General features: G+C 37.1%; 21 protein-coding genes. 3 read left to right on the forward strand and 18 right to left on the reverse strand.

The genetic code is table 11. The features are described 5' to 3' along the window. Positions 1–73: 73 nt before the first annotated feature. From GD441_RS00805 to GD441_RS00885, 17 genes are all read right to left on the reverse strand, one after another. On the reverse strand, positions 74–790 hold the full coding sequence (locus GD441_RS00805) for a peptidoglycan DD-metalloendopeptidase family protein (RefSeq protein ID WP_225434104.1): 717 nt from the start codon (positions 788–790) through the stop codon (positions 74–76). A gap of 229 nt (positions 791–1,019) precedes the next feature. Then, the gene (locus GD441_RS00810) at positions 1,020–2,234 is read right to left on the reverse strand and encodes a GerMN domain-containing protein (protein WP_153122696.1); all 1,215 of its coding nucleotides are present in this window, start codon (positions 2,232–2,234) and stop codon (positions 1,020–1,022) included. Beyond that, complete coding sequence (sigX, locus tag GD441_RS00815; RefSeq protein WP_153122698.1) at positions 2,209–2,760, reverse strand: RNA polymerase sigma factor SigX; 552 nt, start codon at positions 2,758–2,760, stop codon at positions 2,209–2,211. Before sigX ends, GD441_RS00810 begins: the two co-directional genes overlap by 26 nt. A 274-nt stretch (positions 2,761–3,034) precedes the next feature. After that, positions 3,035–4,822 (reverse strand): ATP-binding protein, encoded by a 1,788-nt coding sequence (locus GD441_RS00820; RefSeq protein ID WP_153122699.1) that lies wholly within the window; start codon positions 4,820–4,822, stop codon positions 3,035–3,037. After that, positions 4,819–5,535, reverse strand: a complete 717-nt coding sequence (locus tag GD441_RS00825; RefSeq protein ID WP_153122700.1) for a response regulator transcription factor — start codon at positions 5,533–5,535, stop codon at positions 4,819–4,821. Before GD441_RS00825 ends, GD441_RS00820 begins: the two co-directional genes overlap by 4 nt. Before the next feature lie 294 nt (positions 5,536–5,829). Further along, entirely contained in the window at positions 5,830–7,008 is a 1,179-nt protein-coding gene (gene ccsB / locus GD441_RS00830; protein WP_153122701.1) for a c-type cytochrome biogenesis protein CcsB, read from the reverse strand. Beyond that, positions 6,995–8,647: a cytochrome c biogenesis protein ResB gene (gene resB / locus GD441_RS00835; RefSeq protein WP_153122702.1), complete on the reverse strand. Its 1,653-nt coding sequence runs from the start codon at positions 8,645–8,647 to the stop codon at positions 6,995–6,997. The genes ccsB and resB overlap by 14 nt, the downstream gene beginning before the upstream one ends. 17 nt (positions 8,648–8,664) lie before the next feature. Next, complete coding sequence (gene resA, locus GD441_RS00840) at positions 8,665–9,192, reverse strand: thiol-disulfide oxidoreductase ResA (protein ID WP_153122703.1); 528 nt, start codon at positions 9,190–9,192, stop codon at positions 8,665–8,667. Between the two features lie 98 nt (positions 9,193–9,290). After that, complete coding sequence (gene rluB / locus GD441_RS00845; protein ID WP_153122704.1) at positions 9,291–10,019, reverse strand: 23S rRNA pseudouridine(2605) synthase RluB; 729 nt, start codon at positions 10,017–10,019, stop codon at positions 9,291–9,293. A 231-nt stretch (positions 10,020–10,250) separates the two neighbouring features. After that, positions 10,251–10,784, reverse strand: a complete 534-nt coding sequence (locus tag GD441_RS00850; RefSeq protein WP_153122705.1) for a spore maturation protein — start codon at positions 10,782–10,784, stop codon at positions 10,251–10,253. A 3-nt stretch (positions 10,785–10,787) separates the two neighbouring features. Next, entirely contained in the window at positions 10,788–11,378 is a 591-nt protein-coding gene (locus GD441_RS00855; protein WP_153122706.1) for a nucleoside recognition domain-containing protein, read from the reverse strand. Then, a complete protein-coding gene (locus tag GD441_RS00860; RefSeq protein ID WP_153122707.1) occupies positions 11,371–12,519 on the reverse strand; it encodes a D-alanyl-D-alanine carboxypeptidase family protein in 1,149 nt (382 codons plus the stop codon). Before GD441_RS00860 ends, GD441_RS00855 begins: the two co-directional genes overlap by 8 nt. 98 nt (positions 12,520–12,617) lie before the next feature. Next, positions 12,618–13,487: a superoxide dismutase gene (locus tag GD441_RS00865; RefSeq protein WP_225434105.1), complete on the reverse strand. Its 870-nt coding sequence runs from the start codon at positions 13,485–13,487 to the stop codon at positions 12,618–12,620. A gap of 152 nt (positions 13,488–13,639) precedes the next feature. Further along, on the reverse strand, positions 13,640–14,128 hold the full coding sequence (locus tag GD441_RS00870; RefSeq protein ID WP_153122709.1) for a YpuI family protein: 489 nt from the start codon (positions 14,126–14,128) through the stop codon (positions 13,640–13,642). 37 nt (positions 14,129–14,165) lie between these two features. After that, positions 14,166–14,576 carry a hypothetical protein gene (locus tag GD441_RS00875; RefSeq protein ID WP_153122710.1) on the reverse strand — a complete coding sequence of 137 codons (411 nt, stop codon included), beginning with the start codon at positions 14,574–14,576 and terminating at the stop codon, positions 14,166–14,168. An 87-nt stretch (positions 14,577–14,663) separates the two neighbouring features. Then, positions 14,664–15,242 (reverse strand): SMC-Scp complex subunit ScpB, encoded by a 579-nt coding sequence (scpB, locus tag GD441_RS00880; RefSeq protein ID WP_153122712.1) that lies wholly within the window; start codon positions 15,240–15,242, stop codon positions 14,664–14,666. Further along, a complete protein-coding gene (locus GD441_RS00885) occupies positions 15,232–15,993 on the reverse strand; it encodes a segregation/condensation protein A (RefSeq protein WP_153122714.1) in 762 nt (253 codons plus the stop codon). The genes scpB and GD441_RS00885 overlap by 11 nt, the downstream gene beginning before the upstream one ends. 261 nt (positions 15,994–16,254) lie before the next feature. On the opposite strand from GD441_RS00885, the gene GD441_RS00890 reads away from it, so the two are divergent. Continuing rightward, a complete protein-coding gene (locus GD441_RS00890; RefSeq protein ID WP_153122716.1) occupies positions 16,255–16,347 on the forward strand; it encodes a YjcZ family sporulation protein in 93 nt (30 codons plus the stop codon). Between the two features lie 108 nt (positions 16,348–16,455). Then, positions 16,456–16,986 carry a DUF309 domain-containing protein gene (locus GD441_RS00895; RefSeq protein ID WP_153122718.1) on the forward strand — a complete coding sequence of 177 codons (531 nt, stop codon included), beginning with the start codon at positions 16,456–16,458 and terminating at the stop codon, positions 16,984–16,986. A 45-nt stretch (positions 16,987–17,031) separates the two neighbouring features. Here GD441_RS00895 and GD441_RS00900 read toward each other — a convergent pair whose 3' ends face one another. Beyond that, entirely contained in the window at positions 17,032–17,391 is a 360-nt protein-coding gene (locus GD441_RS00900; protein WP_153122720.1) for a GNAT family N-acetyltransferase, read from the reverse strand. A 448-nt stretch (positions 17,392–17,839) separates the two neighbouring features. On the opposite strand from GD441_RS00900, the gene GD441_RS00905 reads away from it, so the two are divergent. Next, positions 17,840–18,718 (forward strand): DUF1002 domain-containing protein, encoded by an 879-nt coding sequence (locus GD441_RS00905; RefSeq protein ID WP_153122722.1) that lies wholly within the window; start codon positions 17,840–17,842, stop codon positions 18,716–18,718. The last annotated feature ends 44 nt before the right edge of the window (positions 18,719–18,762 follow it).

An 18,762-nucleotide genomic window follows, 5' to 3' on the forward strand; every position in this document is an offset into this window, starting at 1 on the left:
GAAGGAATATTAACATAATTCTTATTTATTTTAATTTGTCCATAATATGTCAGTTTTCATCAACTTCGTTATGCTATATCCCTTTATGAATGACTAGCCTTTGGTTCGGATAGATCAAGTCAGAATTCAAATTGTTAAGTTGCATAATTCTTTCGACTTCGGTATCAAATTTAACTGAAATCGCCCAAAGCGTATCTCCTTTTTCTACTGAATAGACCATATCTTCCTTAACAGGGACTGTTACATCTAATGCTTTTTCAATGTTTACATTCGCTTCGTTAGACACACTCACTAATCTTGACTGTTCTAGAACTAAAAGCGGGTCCATTGCGTTCTCTTTTCCGAATGTCCATTCATCCTTATGAATCTCAAAATGGAGATGCACGCCTCTTGATCTACCTGTATTCCCCATTTTGCCTATTATTTGACCTTGTTTTACTTGTTGTCCAACCTCTGTAAATCTTTCATTTAAATGGGCATATACCGCTTCAAAAGAACCATGAGAAATAAATACGACATTGCCATATGTATGCGAATAATAAGATTTTGTGACGATCCCATCTGCAGCAGCCACGATGTCAGTATTTAATGGTGCAGCTATATCAATTCCCTTATGGGATCCGTTTCTTGTTCCAAATGTATCCGATATTTCACCATTGGATGGCCAAATCCAGTCTTTTGGTAGTGTTTCAATTTCATCTGCCTGACCAGTACTCCCCCCCACAAACAAGAGTCCTATACAAATGGCAATAATCATCACAATCAAAAGCCTTTTTCCATAATCCTGCATGCTTTTCCTCCTATAAAAACCTTGTCCCTCTTGATACTATGCAACACTTTGTACAAATAGAACATTGCATTGGAAAACTGTTCCTTATGCTAATGTTTCACGTTTAATAGTATTCCTCAAGTCTTAAAAGAAATATGCAAGATCCGAAGAAAAACAAAAAGGCTGCTCCATGCAGCAAGCGATTAACTGAATGAAAATCGCAATGGACATGAATCAGCCAAAAAGGTTCCTATTCTTTCACATAATTCGGATAAACAATCACACTATTTTCGCCATTTAATGTAATTTTTCCAATCTTATCAACCTGACTATTCTGAAAGACAACACTTTTATATCCAAATTCCTTTGCTGTTAACAAGATGGCTTCTAATCCCTTTACAACCTCTTCAGAATTATTTAGCTTTGTATCATCACTGAAGGTTAAAACAAGTCTGTGGCCTTCTGTTTTAATCGAATCGATATGGATCCATTTAGGTAAAGAGGGATAAATCAAACTACTATCGGTAGGTTTTTTCATTTCTTCAATAGCCGCTTCAATTGTATCAAAATGACTGATCGTAGGAACAAGAAGCTTCTTTTGATGAACATTGGCTTGATAAAGTAAATAGGCTCTTTTAGTTGATCCTTCATTTACTTCTATCTTCGGAGTATAGCCTGTATGTGAAAATTCCGCACCTTCTTTGCCATTTGTTGTGAAACGTATTGTATCAAAGCCCTGATTTCTAGCAGTCTCTTTTAGAGCTTCCATAAAAATGGATTCTGTTGCAGATGAGCCATATGGATGTCCTGGACGTACATCCACCACAAGCTCTGTCTGCTTCTCAGAAGGTTTTATTTCAACTTCCTTCAAAGGATAAAAATCTTCTAACCCAAGAGATGCTTCATCAATTTTTTCCATCGTTTCCTTTATCAAACTAACCTGATCCTTATTTTCTTCACCGTCCACGACCAACGTTACTGGAACAATATTGTTAATATTCAAATCAGGTACACCAAGCGTGACGGTAATTTTATTTTCCACATCCTCCTGAAATGCGATCGAATGTGCAACTTCTTCAGCAGCCTGCTTCATTAAAGTATTTGGCTCCTCAGCAGTTGTTGATTTGTTTTCATCAGCAGTTTTTATATCCGCAACCTTCTCATCGGAAGATTGCTTGTTATCAGTAGTGACTTCTATCCGTTCCTCTGACAATGGGCTATTTGCCAATTCTTTTGATTCCTTAGAGGCATCTTTTTTCAAAAATAAGGAGGAAGTAATAATTGCAAAAATGAAGAGAGCCGTTGCTGCAGCCATCACAGGAAAGAGCCGATGTACATTCCATTTCTTTTTTTCTACTTGCTGCACCCTAGCAAAAATCAGTTCCGGTGTGCGTTGATCCTTTATTATCGGTAACTCGGAAAAAAGTTGTTCGATTTCTTCATCTGTCCATTGTGATTTTTTCATAACTACTCTCCTCCTTTCCTGCATTTTCTTCCATAATTTTTTTCACGGCCTTTAACGCCCGGTGCTGTGTTGTTTTTACTTTACTTTCTGTCCATCCAAGGACTTCAGCAGTTTCTGAAATCGATAAAGATTGGATATATCGTAGGATAATAACTGATTTCTGATCCATCGTACATTGGTCTAAGCTTTTATATAGCCACTGAATCTGTTCTTTTTGCAAAGCAATCTCTTCAGGAATCGAACTGTCATCCTTTACTTGCTGCTTATCCCAATCGAAGTTTTCTAAGAGGCGCTGCTTCCAGCTTTTCTGCTTTCTAAAATGATCAATGGCTGCATTACGGGCAATGGAATAAAGCCATGTTTTTTCACTGCTTTTCCCTTCAAAACGCTGATATGATTTATATACCCTAATATAGACTTCTTGAACAAGGTCTTCTGCTGTCTCTTTATTCTTTACCATATAAAACAAAAATTGAAATAAATCCTGATGATAGTTTTCATAAATCCTTTGAAAAACGGAGTCCATTTATCCCCCTCCTCCGTCATAATAATAGTCGAATGTTAACAAAATAAAGTTACACTTTTAAATATAGTCTTTTTTAGATAAAAATGGAAGGGTCTGGATAACCCATTCTTTCAGACTACTTCCGCTGTGATGCTCCCATCCTCGACTGACAAGTGTTTTCAAACAATCTGAATATGTGTGTAATACAATAAAAAAGAAGGGTGTAGATAACCCTTCCTGTCTTTTTAATGAAAAGTCGCTGTTTCTCATGTAACAAGATTTTTCGGCAATTCTTTTATTTTTTATCGTATTGTCTCAAATTTTGCGGTATGGTGAAAGTAAATGTCGTACCTTTGTGCAAATAACTTTGTACCATAATTTCACCATTGTGAGCTTCAATGATATTTTTTGCGATGGCCAGTCCCAAACCTGTACCTGATCTTCCTCTTGTTCTAGCCTTGTCAGCCTTATAGAAACGTTCAAAAACAAATGGTAAATCTTCTTCTGGAATACCTGAACCAGAATCTTTCACTTCAATAACTAAACCTTTCCGAGGGTGAAGACGCTGAATAATCGTTACAGTACCATTTTCAGGAGTATGTCTAATGGCATTATCAATCAAATTCGTCAATACCTGTTCGATTCGATCAGGGTCAAATCTCCACTCAAGATCCTGGTTCTCAAGTGATGTACTGATAAGAATCCTTTTTTCTTTAGCCAACCCATAAAATTTGGAAGCGATGCGTTTTAAATAAGGCTCAAGTTGGACTGTATCCATTTTTAAACTAATGTGTCCAGCTTCCATTCTTGCAAGGTCAAGTAAATCATTTACCAGTCTTCCCATTCTTAATGACTCATCATATATGATTTTCGCCATTTCCTTTTTATCTTCCTCAGTGGCCGCAATATCATCAATAATGGCCTCACTGTACCCTTGAAGCATGGAAATAGGTGTTCTTAGTTCATGTGATACATTGGCAATAAAATCTTTTCTTAACTTATTGAGTCTTCTTTCTTCCGTCATGTCACGAAGAACTGCAACAGCCCCCCGAATGTTTTCTTGATTATAAAGAAGACTAACAATGATGACCCAGTGGTGACCTTGCAGCGATATTTCTCCAACCTGTTCTCTTTCCGATTCTACTGCCTTTTCGAACAAGCTCATAAAAATAGGCGGGGCTTCATGTTCATCCTTTAAAAATCCTTTTTCATAATACCAATACTGCAGGAACCGTTCTGCAGGGGGATTGGTAGCAAGAATGGTTCCGTCTCGATTAATCGTAATCACTCCGTCAGCCATACTGCTTAAGATGTTCGATAAGTTTTCTTTTTCCTGGCTCAACGCATTCATATTAAATTTTAATTGTTTTGCCATTTGGTTAAAAGCAGTTGCTAGTTCACCAATTTCATCATGAGTTAAAATTGGCACTTTGGTATCAAATTTTCCACGTGCCACTTCAAATGCCGCTTCTCTCATCTTTCTCAATGGCGAGGTAATTCTTGTTGACAGGAAGAAAGCAAATATGGTCGTTAGAACAATGGCTACCCCAGCAGCCAAAAGAATGAATTTTGTAGTAGATTGAATGGTTTTCTCCATGTCTTGAAGCAATTGATAAATGAAGATGACACCATTTTCCCCATTCACTTCCATTGGGAATCCAATCATGATAACAGGTGTCCCATCTTTTTTATCAGAATTTTGTAGCACTAATTCTTTACGAACGATTTTCCTGTCTGTAAAAATTTTCGAAAGATCCTTATCCTGTTTTAAAACATCTAAGGAAAAAGCCGGAGACATGGAAGAATCTGATGTAAAATATGTTTCGTCTCCTACAACAATCATAATTTTTGTTGAACTTCCTAACAATTCGGAAGAAATCGTTAAAGCTGAATCCGGATCTTCGTACTCTTCGACGATTTTTGCGATCCGACTTGCAGTAATAGTCAATTTGTCTTCGATTTGGTTAATATGGAAATTCTCAAAGAACTCCAACAATAATACGGTCAATATAAAGAGAACGAACGAAACGAGCAAAAGGATTGTTAGCCAAAGCTTCCCAACGACACTCCGCCAAAATATCATTCATTCACAACCTCAAATTTATAACCTACTCCCCAGACAGTTACAATCATTTTTGCAGCATTCTCTGAAACTCTGTTCAGTTTTTCACGAAGTCTTTTGACATGAGTGTCAACCGTTCTCAAATCGCCAAAAAATTCATAATGCCACACTTCCTTTAAAAGCTGCTCTCGGTCAAATACTTTATCAGGAGATTTTGCCAAAAAGTAGAGCAACTCATATTCTTTCGGAGTTAGTGATACTTCCTTACCGTCTGCTGTTACTCTATGTGCATCGTTATCAATCGTTAGATGCGGGAATACAATAACATCCTTTGTTGTTGTCTCGGTTTGCAAATAGCTTGTTTTAGACGATCTTCTGAGCAAGGCTTTTACCCGAAGCACGACTTCACGTGGACTAAATGGTTTTACAATATAATCATCCGTGCCGACCTCAAATCCTTGAACACGGTTTATTTCTTCACCTTTTGCAGTAAGCATGATAATAGGTGTTGATTTCTTCTCGCGTAGCTCCCGGCAAACCTCTATCCCATCCTTACCCGGCATCATGATATCTAATAAAATGAGATCATAATCATTTTCAATCGCTTTTGACAATGCCTCATTTCCATCCTCTGCTTCATCAATGATATATTCTTCTCTTTCTAGATACATTTTCAATAAACGACGAATGCGCTCTTCATCATCCACAACTAGAATTTTGATTTCATTCTCCATGTTTCTTCTTCCTCCCTTTTGTTTAGTACAAAATCTCGGTTTGCTTTTCCATTACTATTATTTACAGGTCATTTAAACCCTTACAAAGTATGTAATTTTGGTCCTTTCATTATTTCAACTCTTTCATTATATATAAAATCCTTAAAAAGCAAAATAATCTTTGTTGATTGACAAGTTTGAAAAAGTTTACTATTAGTATTTCTTAATCGATCCATATCTCATTCATAAAAAAGGATGACTCCTAATTAAAGTGCTGAACACTTTCCTGAGTCATCCCTTTCTCATGGCTTTTGATTAAGCATAAGAGTGCAGACCTGCGATTACTAAATTTACTACAATAAGGTTAAACATCATAATAATAAATCCTATGACTGCAAGCCAAGCTGATTTTTCTCCATGCCATCCTCTTGAAAGGCGTAAGTGTAAAAATGCCGCATAAAACAGCCATGTGATTAGAGCCCAAACCTCTTTAGGGTCCCATCCCCAAAAACGTGTCCAAGCAATTTGTGCCCAAATCATTGCAAAGATTAGTGCTCCAAGTGTAAAAACTGGAAATCCAATTAATACAGAACGGTATCCAATTTCATCTACAAGGTCTAAATTAACATTTTTAACTAGTGGCTGAAGAGTATGAGCGATTCTTTTTCTAAAAATCAATCGGAGAAAACAATATAAAACTGCACCAGTGAGTAATGACCAAACGACTGTGTTTAATTTTTTTGCATTGATTATTGCCGGCATCTCAACAAGTGGTTCCAACCTGTTGTCTGTTTTCAATTCATTTTCATGGAGTCCGACAAGTGCTGGAAGATGGTAAACTTCCTCAACTTGTTCCCCGTGTTTGTTAACCCAATCAAACTTTGCTTCATAACCCATAGCTGAAAATACAGAAAGAATTATGACGAAACCTAAAGTAGCAATTAAACCAAACATTGTTGCTTCGAGCCAAAATGTACTTTTGGTTTTCTTTGATTGATCTACTACACGAATTAAATAAATGATTCCCGCTGCAAAACTAACAGCTAAGATTGCTTGTCCGGCAGCTGCAGTCGTCACATGGATCGCAAGCCAGTTACTTTGAAGTGCTGGAATCAGCGGTGAGATTTCTCTCGGGAACATGCTGGCATAAGCAATAATCAAAACCGCTATCGGGAGTGTAAAAACTCCGAGAACTGGGGTCTTATAAATTGAAAAAATAACGATAAATGCTCCGACAAGCATCATTCCAAAGAAGGTCGTAAATTCAAACAAATTACTGACAGGTGCATGTCCTGCAGCAATCCATCTCGTGATAAAATATCCTGATTGTGAAACAAACCCGATAATAGTTAGAATAAATCCGATTAGAGCGAATTTACTAAGCTTTTTCTCTCCACGATGTCTTTTATCTTTAATGGCTCCACTGAAAAGAAAAGTTGCCAGCAAATATAGGATGAATGCGATATATAATAAATTGCTGCTAAGCTGGACCATTCGTTTCCCCCCTATTTTGAAGCTTTTCTACTTGCAGCTGATCAATCGGCTCATTTAATCCCAGATCTTTGATGATTGAATGGATATCCTTTTTCAATCCGTACCAGTTTTTGTTCGTATGAGCTGCTATCCAAATCTCATCTCCACGCTTTTGAATCCAAATTCGACGATGATTCCAATAAGAACCTTGAATCACGCCAATCATAAAAATGATTCCTCCGATTCCTATTACCCAAAGCGTCATGTCCTTACGAACCGTAAGAGCGGAAACGTTCTTTGTCTCAGCTCCGGCAAATGCCATTTTGTATGTATTGTCACCAAATGGCTCTACCGTTTGCTGAATGGCAACAAAGCTTACTTCACCTTTTGGTTTATCAGGTGTAATCATCTTAAAAACAAATGCAGGATTGTTTGGAATTCGAGATTTAGTCGTAGGTTTTCCATTTTCATCAAACTCAAAGTCCGGAAAATAGCTCATCAATTCGACCGTATATCCATTTCCTAAATCAAATTTTTGCTTTGGATCATAGAGATCAATTGTGATTGTGCCATATTCTTTCTTGTCTGACTTTTTCGTTAACTTGAAGATCATCTTGTTCAGTTCGTTCAGCTTATAATCCACTTGGTATAAAGCATAGTGATTATGCTTTAGCGGTTCATTAACTCTTATTTTCTGATCTTTTATTTTTTTCAATTTAGGCTCTTCACCCGGTAAAGTGTCTTCACTTTTTTCGTAGAGTGTGACATTTGTTTGGAAATTCTTTGGCACTGAACCAACCTTGTCCAAAGCTTTCTTGAAGACTTCTTTATCTTTTTCTTTATCGTACACTTCGAAAATGAATCCATTACTTTTTAAGAAATATTGACCGTTCGTACCTGGGATTTCCTTTGTTTCGCCTTCCCTGATCCACAGAACTTTATCTACATACATACCAGGAACGAAACGAAGCATCGTACCAAAAAGGAAAATAATCAGACCGATATGGTTAATATAAGGACCCCATCTTGAAAAACGACCTTTTTCCGCTAAAATGCTGCCATTTTCCTCCCGCACATGAAAACGGCGCTCAGCCAATCTCTTTTTGATTGTCTCCATGTCAATCTGTTTTCCAGCAACATTTGTTATACCGAAAATACGTTGACGCTTTAAAAAGCCTTCATGCCTTTCGACTTTTTGCGTTTTTAACGCCCGATAAAGGGGGACGACTCGGTCAAGGCTGCATATTACCAGTGAAATTCCGATCGAAGCTATCAGAATCAAATACCACCATGAACTATAAAGGTTATGAAACCCTAATGTATAGTAAAGCTTTCCTGCCCAGCCATACTCCTCTTCATAATAAAGCTCTGCAGGCATTGTAGGAGGTATGTACATTTCCTGAGGAAAAATAGTACCAATTGCTGAAGCAACCAACGTAATAACAATCAACCATACACCGACTTTAACAGAAGAAAAGAAATTCCATATTTTATCGATAATCGTTTTGTTATAAGTCTGCGATCTTCTAGCTGTTCCCTCATAACGCATGTCCAGCAGTTTATTGTCATTGCTTTCTTCATCCAATACCCGTCCGCACGATTCACAAAGAACAGTACCATGCGGATTTACGTGCCTACATTCGCATTTTACATCATTCATTAAAAAATCTCCCCAAATTAAGGTTTAATTCTCTCCATATGTTCCTGAATCATCTTTTCTGTAAGAGTCCCGGTAAGGGAATCAATGACCTTACCATTTTTGTCAATTAGGAAAGTAACGGGAAGTGGCCCGACACTATAAGCATTTTGCACCTGGCTTTTCGAATCTATTAATATCGGAAACGATAGATGATGTTTTTGGACAAAATTATTCACAGCAAATTTAGATTCTCCTACATTCACTGCTAATATTTGAACACCTTGGTCTTTATAAACCTTATATTGATTATCCATATATGGCATTTCCTTTTCACACGGCTTACACCATGTTCCCCAAAAATTCAAAAATACCCCCTGTCCCTTATAGTCAGATAACTTATGTTTGTTCCCTTCTAGATCTGTCAGAACAAAATCTGGTGCCTCTGAATTTATTTTTACCGTCTCATTTTTTTCTTTCATAAAATTAGCATAGAGTGTATAAATAATAGCCGCACCTAAAATGGCGAGAATAGCCGCTCGCATAATGAGCCGTCGCTTTTTCCCCATACAGAATCCCCCTAAAAACATTCTTAGACATTATTATAGCATTTTACAACACAGTCATATTGTTTTCATTTTTGAAGGTTATGTGACAAATTTTCACACTATTTCTTAACTTTGGTAGCTAATACCCTCAATTGCTTAACCTCATGAGGCGTTAATTCTCGAGATTCTCCTGGTTTTAATCCTTGTAAAGTTAAAAACGCATACATTTCTCGTTTTAGCTTTAATACAGGGTGACCGACCGCCTCGAGCATTCGTCTCACTTGGCGATTTTTCCCTTCATGAATCGTAATTTGAACGATGGATGTATTTTTCTTCTTGTCAGTAGAAAGCACCTTCACTTTAGCAGGAGCTGTCATACCGTCTTCAAGCTTGATTCCCTTTTCTAGCTTTTTCACCGTCTCTCGGAACATAATACCTTTGACTTTTGCCACATACACCTTTTCTACTTCATTTTTCGGATGCATCATTAAGTTGGCAAAGTCCCCATCATTGGTTAATAAAAGTAGACCTGAAGTATCATAGTCCAACCGTCCAATCGGATAAATTCTGGCAGTGACTTCTGGGAAGAAATCCGTTACAACCTTTCTACCCTTATCATCATGAACCGCGGAAATGACTCCTCTTGGTTTATATAAAAGAAAATAAACCGGTTCCTCCCTTTCGAGTGGAATTCCGTTCACTTCCACCTTGTCATTTGGACCTACCTTTACTCCAAGTTCTTTTACAACCTTTCCGTTTACTTTCACTTTTCCTTCAACGATTAGCTCTTCCGCCTTCCTTCTCGAAGCTACACCGGCATGAGCAATCACTTTTTGTAATCTTTCCATACTATCACCTCTTACATATTACTTCGAACTAAATAAATAAACAAGCAATACACAATTATGACATATTTACGTTGAAAAGAGAAATAGTGGTTAAGAAGCCTGTATTTTTACTTGTGGAATTAGATTCATTTATCAGAATTAGTTTGAGGTATTGGCAAGGAGCCAGTCAAAATAGAGAAAAAAAAATAGGCTTTACCCAATTGTCCAATTAGACGACTGAGCCAGCCTTTTTTAACGACCAAATAGAAATGAAATGACAATGATTGCGGCAATAAAACCGATCAAATCGGCAAGAAGCCCCACTTTTAGGGCATCCCCCATTTTATTGATCCCTACAGCACCAAAATAAACGGTCAACACATAGAATGTTGTATCTGTGCTACCTTGAATCGTTGATGCAAGACGACCAATAAAGGAATCGGCTCCATAAGTCGCCATTAAGTCACTTGTCATCCCTAGAGCAGCATTCCCTGAGATGGGTCTTATGATTGCCAGGGGAACGATTTCTGCTGGAACTCCTATCATTTCAAACATCGGTTTCATCAGTCCAATAAACGCATCAAGCGCTCCTGAAGCTCGGAACACAGTAATGGCAACGAGCATTCCCACCAGATACGGAATGATCGAAAAAGATATCTCAATTCCTTCCTTTCCGCCTTCTACAAATCTTTCATATGTTGGAATCCGTTTATATGTTCCGTACAGGAGGATAAAAGCAATGAGAACCGGTATAATCCACATTGAAACCATTGTGATCCACTGCATGTATTATCCTCCATTTCTTTTCCTTTTGTAATAATAGTACCGATCAATTAGGATGGCTCCAATTGTGGAAATAAATGTAGCAATCAATGTAGGAAACACAATATCTGTCGGGGAAGCGGACCCATGCGTCATTCGAATGGCGATAACCGTTGTTGGAATAATTGTGATACTTGATGTATTAATAGCCAAAAAGGTAACCATTGACCGGCTTGCATGATCCTTTCCACCATTCAACTCTTTCAGTTGTTCCATTGCCTTAATCCCAAGAGGAGTGGCAGCATTACCCAAACCAAACGTATTTGCCATCATGTTTGATAAAATGTAGCCGATAGCCGGATGATTTGCAGGTACATCCGGAAACAGCCTTGTAACAAGCGGCCTGAACAAAATGGAAAGCTTTTTCAAAAGACCTGCTTCTTCCGCGATTTTCATCAGCCCCAGCCAAAATACAAGGACACTCATAAGCCCAAAACAGAGAGTGACGGCTTCTTTTGCCCCTTTAAACAGTGCTTTGTTTACCTCATCAATGGTCCCATTCAAGGCTGCATATACGATTCCTATTAACATCATCCCAACCCAAATATAATTAACCATCGGCGTTCATCCCTATAATCATAAAAAATAGTGTTCTCCAGCTTTCAAAAAAATGTCTCCCAAACGTCTCACTGACTGGTTCAAAAAAAATATTCCTCGTTCCAATCGGTTCACCATTCAAAAAAATGTAGGCTTTTCCCACTTTCTCAGGTAAATTCTTGCCCTTTTTCCATTTTGATTGGGGTTGAATCAGTACATAATCCACTTTAATCTCCTTTTTCTCTTCAGAAGTAAGTGGATAATAAAATTCATTTTTCAACACAGCTTTGTTTTTATAAAAGGAGTCCTTCACTTTTTTTACGACATCATCATCCAAAATTTCTACCAAATCATAGTTATGAAAAGCTGTTTCAAACATCGTAATATGATCATCCCAGTCATCGGGGGCATTTAATGTTACGGCAATCAAACTCATATCTCCCTTTTGAGCAGTCGATACAAGCGTTCTTTTTGCTAGTTTTGTATATCCTGTTTTTCCACCAGTAGAATATTTATAAAGAGAGAGCATTTTATTTTTGTTCTTCCAGGAGTAATCCCATTTTTCAAAAGGGTTAGAGGCACGATGAACCTTTGTTGAAGAAATCTTTCGATACTCTTCATTGTTCATTGCATAGCGAGTTAATAATGCCATGTCATAAGCTGTTGAATAATGATTCTCCGTATTATCGAGCCCATGTGGATTAGAAAAATGCGTGTTTTCCATTCCAATTTCTTGCGCTTTTTGATTCATAAGCCAGACAAAGCCCTCCATACTCCCCCCCACATATTCAGCTATCGCAACAGCTGCGTCATTGCCTGAGCGGAGCATCAAACCATAAACCAAATCTCTCAACTTCATTTTCTGACCATTTTTTAAATATAAGCTGGAGCCTTCTGTCCCGATCGCTTTATCGCTTATCGTCACCTGATTGTCCATTTTCCCTGATTCTATAGCAAGAATGGCTGTCATGATTTTCGTTATACTCGCAATCTTTCTTTGTTCGTGAGCATTTTTTTCGAATAATACCCTTCCGCTTACCTGTTCCATTAATACTGCATGATGTGCGCTAACAGTAACTTCAGCACCTGCTTGCCTAGGAAAAGAAGCGATCCATATCGCTAAAATGATTACACATATGTAGCTTGTTTTTTTAAAACGCATAGCAGCCCTCGTCCTTCTAGTGTTTTGTACAAGTTTATGCGGAAGGACAAGGGTTATGATAAAAACTTTTTTGAACGATTAGATCCTTCTGTATAGGATTAAAATGGTTCCCAAGTGAGTTTTTTTGCTTCTTTATAACGACTTTCGACTGCAGGCCAATACACGATGTTCCACCAATGATCCACGTACTCTCCCCTATTGTTTTGATATTGTAAATAATATGCATGCTCCCAAACATCTAAGACAAGGATTGGAATGGTGTCCCATTGGGTCAGAAGCATATGTCTTTCTGATTGAAGAATTTCAAGTCTTCTTGAACGAGGGGACCACACCAAAAGTGCCCAGCCAATTCCTTCAACCGCTTTAGCTGCTGCAGAAAAGTGGGCTTTGAAGGCCTCAAAGCTGCCAAAATCCTTCACAATTTGCTCAAGAAGCTCTCCCTTTGGCATTCCTCCACCTTTTGGGTTCATAATTTCCCAAAAGATTGTGTGTAAATAATGTCCGGAACCATGAAAAGCCGCTTCTCTCTCCCAATGCTTAATTAAAGCAAAATCATTTTCCTTTCGTGCTTTTTGCATCATGATTTCAGCTTTATTTAGTCCATCAACATACGATTTATGGTGTCTGTCGTGATGAAGGATCATGATTTGTTCTGAAATATACGGCTCTAATGATTTGTAAGGGTAGGATAGGGGAGGTAATTTGTGCTCTCCAATCGGAACTGAGGTCTTTCGTATTGGCATGGTAGACTGTATAGAAGCTGCGATTGAATCAACGATTATTTGAGTTTCCTGAATAAATTCCGGAATAAATACTCCCCTCCTTTTTGCTGATTGAATTTTCTCGTCTAATAAAATGATTCGTTCTCTTATTTGATCCTGTTTTACATCATTGTAATTTTCGAGATACCGTTTTACTTCCACCAACCACCACGAAACTTCTTCCACATATTTTTCATAATTCCCCAATGAAAACACCTCCTTCATTACCTTATGAACAGGAAATGCTCATCATGTTATGAATTATTTTCATTAAAAAAGCTGACTTAACGTCGTTAAGCCAGCTTAGTCTGATTGTCGAATAAAATCCACGACCCAAATCCATTTTTAGGTCAACTTTTTTATTTAGATTGAATCATTTTCGTCCGGTAATCTGTTTCGTAGAATTCAAGCTCTTCCCTTACAGTTTGAAAACCGCTTTCAAGTTTTTTTATAAGAGCTGATACTTTCTCAGGCACTTCTTGATGGAATTTAATGGAATTTCTCCCGGTGTATGCTGAACGACTGTCTTCATACCATTGGTCATTTTTAGGTGAGAAGAACTCCTCGATGCATTGATGATAAATCTTGTATAGAGTTTTTTCAGCAGCCGCTTTATGAAAAACTTCATTTTTCAAAACGATTTTACTTACATCTAGACCTTCTTCGCAATGAACGAGTAAACGTCTGAGTGTAGAAAGCAAACCTTTATAATAAGCCTCATCTCCGCTCTTTTCCTGCTGAAGCATCGTGTAAGTTGTTTCGTTCAAAAAATCCTCAAGGCTTTGAACCGTTTCCGTTAAAAAAGCAGCAACATCTTCAAGCTGAGTTTTTACAATTGAATTCCCCAAGAATAACCCTCCTAAATAAAAACCTTTTTTTTAAATTTTATACTAGAAACTCCAGTGCCGATTGAAGTTTATAACTACCATTTTGCTCCAATGATGTAAATATTACTTTGAGTTTTTCAAAATCCACACCTTCAAAATAACTAGCAAATTCTTTTTCACTACTAATATAAATTCTTTTCCTATTTCGAAAACCTGTATTTTTCAGTAAGCAAACAATTCCTACCAGATCTTTAAAATATACATCCCGTGTTCCAATCGTAAAAACTGGATCTGTTTCAAATGGAGTATAGGTCTGAAACTGCTCGTCAAAGTAGCGTAGGTATAAAATATGTAATGTTTTTAGTTCTCCGTTTTCTTCAAATGTCACTTCTGAACGATTAAAAAAATCCTCAGAGGTGTTGGGCTTTTCTTTTTCCAATTCATAGCCTTTACATTCTTTGATCAACAAGCAAAATCCCCCCAAAGTCGTTACACATCATTCTACAACACTTTCTTTTTATATATTAACACAATTCAGATAAAATGTACCGATTTATCAATGCTCTTGCTTGTTTAATCCAAAGAACAGGTCGGCTTCGGACTGTTCAAATGAATCTTCCCCTGCTTCTTTAAGTTCTGGCAGTTCTTCGAGCGATTTCAAGCCAAAATAATCTAAAAACTCTTTCGTTGTACCGTAAAGAATGGCCCTACCAGGTCCGTCTGCTCTACCTACTTCTTTAATGAGTGCTTTGGCTACGAGAGTTTGTATAGGTCTTTCTGTTTTAACGCCACGTATATCTTCAATTTCAGCTCGGGTAATTGGCTGTTTATAAGCAATAATAGCCAGTGTTTCTAAAGCAGCCTGTGACAGATTCTGACTACCCGGTGCTTCTACCAGCTTTTTGAGATAATCTGAGTATTCCTTTTTCGTGGCAAGCTGATAAACCCCTGCCATCTCAACTAACTGGATTCCACGATCTTCTTTTTGATACTCTTCCTTTAATGTCTCGATCCATTGCAAGGACTCCATATCCGTTACGTTCATGACATTAGAGATTTGCTGTATAGAAAGTCCCTCATCGCCAGCTGCAAATAACAATGCCTCTAGTACTGCTTTCCAAGATCTATGTTCCAATTGTTACAACACCTTTCACTGCAATAAAAATTTCAGAAAAATTATTCTCTTGCTCCACCACGATTTCGTTAAGCTTCATTAGTTCGAGAATAGCCAGAAAGGTAACAACCAGATGCTCCTTTTCATTTGAAGGAAACAAAGAATAAAAGCTTATTTTGCCCCTTGCATTTTTTAATTGATGGAGCAATTCTTTCATTCTTTTTTCGATCGAAATCTCCTGTCGAGTAATTTTAGTCTGCAAGGGCTTTTGTAGTTTTTTTCTTCTTAGCAGCTTTTGAAAAGCCCCTAGCATATCGTACAAAGTAACGTTAAGTTCCAGCTTTTCAGGCTCGATTTCCTTTGCTAAAGCTGAGAGGTCACTCGGAGGCTTTGTGAACATTAAGCCCCTCTCCTGTTCAAGCTGTTTGAGTTCTCCTGCTGCTTCTTTATATTTCTTGTACTCTATCAATTTTTCAACAAGCTCATCTCGTGGATCTTGTTCCAAATCAAACTCTTGGTCATTTTCTAGGTTATCTTCCTCATGCTTTGGTAGCAGCATTTTACTTTTGATCGCCAATAATGTTGCTGCCATTACAAGATACTCACTAGCCACATCAAGCTCCAACACCTTCATCGTGTGAATGTAAAGAAGGTATTGCTCTGTAATTTCTGATACAGGTATATCATATATATCAATTTCTAGCTTATGGATTAAATGGAGCAATAAATCGAGGGGGCCCTCAAAAGCATCAATTTTTACATGATAAATCATCTTTTTCCCCACTTTGATATCTTTTCATAAGGTCAGTAATAGACTCGATTATATTCCATTACGTCTAAAAGAAGAAAATTAAATGGACATCAAGTCTAAGCTATTCATAGTATAGTGGATTAATCTTATTTGTCCAATAGGGAACTTCTTAAATGAACTTCTTAATCTTTCCTTTTTTGGGTATTCGCCCATACCAAAATCCATTGAATACATATGCTGAAATGGAAACCTGTGATATTTGAATTAAAAGGAGGAATTTCAATGGGTGACAAGGGTTGCAGACATAGCAGTGGTTTTGCTTTAATTGTCGTATTGTTTATCTTATTGATTATTGTTGGAGCCGCTTGGTTTTAATAAAGCCTATGAACCCGACCTCGATTCAAAGGTCGGGGTTTTTTTATCATTAGCAGGATTTCATTTTATTTGTTACACTCTTACTATTGAATTTAAAGGAGCGATCTTATGTCATATCCAAAAGAATATATATCTTTTTTGGTCCATTTTCATGGTGACAGAGATTATTTTGAGTGTCATGAAATTTTAGAAGAATATTGGAAGAAGGTTGATCCAAAAAATCGTGAGTCTGTCTGGGTAGCTCTCATCCTATTAGCTGTTTCTTCTTATCATTACCGACGAAACAATCTTTCTGGCGCAGAAAGGACGATAAAAAAATCGATCGATATTCTTGAAAAAAATCAGGAAGCAAAACAGAAACTATCCTCACTGGGGATTGACGATAAAGGGTTCCTCGAGATTCTTAAAGATCAATTGGCCCGAATACAAACTGGTTTGCCTTACATAGACCTTACATTTCCTCTAATAAGTGATGAACTGATTAAAACATGTAAACTGAAGTGTAAAGAGCTTGGATTTAAATGGTGTGATAAGGAGTATACAGCTGATGACACGCTTGTACATCGCCATAAAGTTCGTGATCGTACAGAGGTCATTGAGGAAAGACTAAGACAAAAGCAAATCAAGAGGCAAAGGTAACACTCTATATCGATTTAAAGAAAAATAAGCGGCCGATTAAACCGCTTATTTTTCTTCATTGGCCATATTGCATTTTTCAAAAAATGACACAGTCAGTTCCGTTGGAAGAATATTTTTATCCGAATACAGATCATATAGCGCTTGTAACATTGATTTTCCTACACCTTGGTGACGATAGGAAGGATTTACCGAAATATGCTGAACGATCACATCTTCATTATTTTCCAAAACTACACCAATTAAGCCTATGATTTCTTCTTCTTTCCAAAGAAATAACTGCCAGTTTTCCTGCATTTCATATTGTTTCATTGTATTTTGGAGCTTTTTGATATCCTTTTCGTTTGGCATGAAAGAGAGAAGTCCCATCGCAAATTTCTCATAAACTTTTTTATATCGAATTAACATAAAGATCCCTCGTTATTAAATAAAGTATATTTAGTACTTTAGTCTTAAAAATTATGTTTGAATGGTTTCATCATACAAAATAATGGCTAACACTTCAACTCTATAAATCACATTTAATGGTTAGGGTGCCAAAAATCATATCTTCCTCCCTAATTATGTTGCCATAAAGTATAAATAGCCATTTATTGCTCTTTTTCACCATCCCAACACCTCAATAGGATATCATTTTTCTTTATTTATTTTTATTGTAGCCATAAAAATTTTTTTACAAAAGCTCTTGCCAAGAACAAAATTTTTCTCTACATTTTATTAATGGTTTCTCCCCATAAAAATTCGATTTCCAAAGTATATTTCTGACTGTACCTTTTGGAGCTGAATCCATAAATTTTCATAAAAAAATGAATCTTTTTTTAAAAAGGATCGTCTAATATCCTAAGGAGGTTTTCGTATGAAAAGAATTTTCGGTAATAAATGGATGTATTTAGGATTAGTTTTTCTTTTCCTTTTACCTGTACAAGCTTTCGCCGATGCACAACCCGGAGACCGTTTTATCACCCTCGGCGAGGATTTAACAGAAGAACAAAAGAACATGTTACTATCAGAAATGGGAGCTGATGATCAGGAAGAAATCATTACCGTTTCAAACGAAGAGGAGCATAAGTATCTGGGCAATTATATTTCAAAGAGATTGATTGGAACAAAAGCTCTTTCTTCTTCCTCTATTACATTAGGAGAAAAAGCTTCCGGCCTCAAAGTCGAAACGAAAAATATTACCTGGGTTACAAAAGAAATGTATGTAAATGCGCTAATTACAGCAGGGGTAAAAGACGCTGAAATATATGTGACTTCTCCAATTCCTGTATCAGGAACAGCTGCTTTGACTGGAATACTTAAAGCATATGAGGTTTCGTCAGATCAAGCGATTCCAGAAGATGTAAAGCAGGCTGCCAATGAAGAAATGGTTAAAACGGCGAGACTTGGCGATGAAATCGGAACCGATGAAGCGACAGCCCTTATGACAAAAATCAAACAGGAGATGGTAAAAAACCCTCCGGAGACTGAAGCTGATTTAAGGGCTTTAATTGAGTCAGCAGCAAAGGAGCTTGGTATTACGTTAAATGAAGAACAAATCCAAAGCTTACTTGATTTATTTAATAAATTAAAAGAATTGAATATTGATTGGAATCAGGTTGGAGAGCAATTGAACAAAGCAAAAGAACAATTGGATGCCTTCTTAAATTCTGAAGAAGGTCAAACTTTCTTGCAAAAATTAAAGGAAGTGTTCGCTAGCTTAATAGACGCAATTGCTGCACTATTTAAGGGATAATATGAATTTAGGTGGCTCTACCCTAGAGCTACCTTTTTTATTTG

It is taken from the genome of Peribacillus tepidiphilus, from assembly GCF_009466385.1.
Classification (GTDB): Bacteria; Bacillota; Bacilli; order Bacillales; family DSM-1321; genus Bacillus_BN; species Bacillus_BN tepidiphilus.

Excerpts from the sequence above, each read along its gene's own strand:
- GD441_RS00805 (WP_225434104.1), bottom strand. The coding sequence starts at position 790 with ATGCAGGATTATGGAAAAAGGCTTTTGATTGTGATGATTATTGCCATT.
- GD441_RS00810 (WP_153122696.1), bottom strand. The coding sequence starts at position 2,234 with ATGAAAAAATCACAATGGACAGATGAAGAAATCGAACAACTTTTTTCC.
- sigX (WP_153122698.1), bottom strand. The coding sequence starts at position 2,760 with ATGGACTCCGTTTTTCAAAGGATTTATGAAAACTATCATCAGGATTTA.
- GD441_RS00820 (WP_153122699.1), bottom strand. The coding sequence starts at position 4,822 with ATGATATTTTGGCGGAGTGTCGTTGGGAAGCTTTGGCTAACAATCCTT.
- GD441_RS00825 (WP_153122700.1), bottom strand. The coding sequence starts at position 5,535 with ATGGAGAATGAAATCAAAATTCTAGTTGTGGATGATGAAGAGCGCATT.
- ccsB (WP_153122701.1), bottom strand. The coding sequence starts at position 7,008 with ATGGTCCAGCTTAGCAGCAATTTATTATATATCGCATTCATCCTATAT.
- resB (WP_153122702.1), bottom strand. The coding sequence starts at position 8,647 with ATGAATGATGTAAAATGCGAATGTAGGCACGTAAATCCGCATGGTACT.
- resA (WP_153122703.1), bottom strand. The coding sequence starts at position 9,192 with ATGGGGAAAAAGCGACGGCTCATTATGCGAGCGGCTATTCTCGCCATT.
- rluB (WP_153122704.1), bottom strand. The coding sequence starts at position 10,019 with ATGGAAAGATTACAAAAAGTGATTGCTCATGCCGGTGTAGCTTCGAGA.
- GD441_RS00850 (WP_153122705.1), bottom strand. The coding sequence starts at position 10,784 with ATGCAGTGGATCACAATGGTTTCAATGTGGATTATACCGGTTCTCATT.
- GD441_RS00855 (WP_153122706.1), bottom strand. The coding sequence starts at position 11,378 with ATGGTTAATTATATTTGGGTTGGGATGATGTTAATAGGAATCGTATAT.
- GD441_RS00860 (WP_153122707.1), bottom strand. The coding sequence starts at position 12,519 with ATGCGTTTTAAAAAAACAAGCTACATATGTGTAATCATTTTAGCGATA.
- GD441_RS00885 (WP_153122714.1), bottom strand. The coding sequence starts at position 15,993 with ATGATTTATCATGTAAAAATTGATGCTTTTGAGGGCCCCCTCGATTTA.
- GD441_RS00890 (WP_153122716.1), top strand. The coding sequence starts at position 16,255 with ATGGGTGACAAGGGTTGCAGACATAGCAGTGGTTTTGCTTTAATTGTC.
- GD441_RS00895 (WP_153122718.1), top strand. The coding sequence starts at position 16,456 with ATGTCATATCCAAAAGAATATATATCTTTTTTGGTCCATTTTCATGGT.
- GD441_RS00900 (WP_153122720.1), bottom strand. The coding sequence starts at position 17,391 with ATGTTAATTCGATATAAAAAAGTTTATGAGAAATTTGCGATGGGACTT.
- GD441_RS00905 (WP_153122722.1), top strand. The coding sequence starts at position 17,840 with ATGAAAAGAATTTTCGGTAATAAATGGATGTATTTAGGATTAGTTTTT.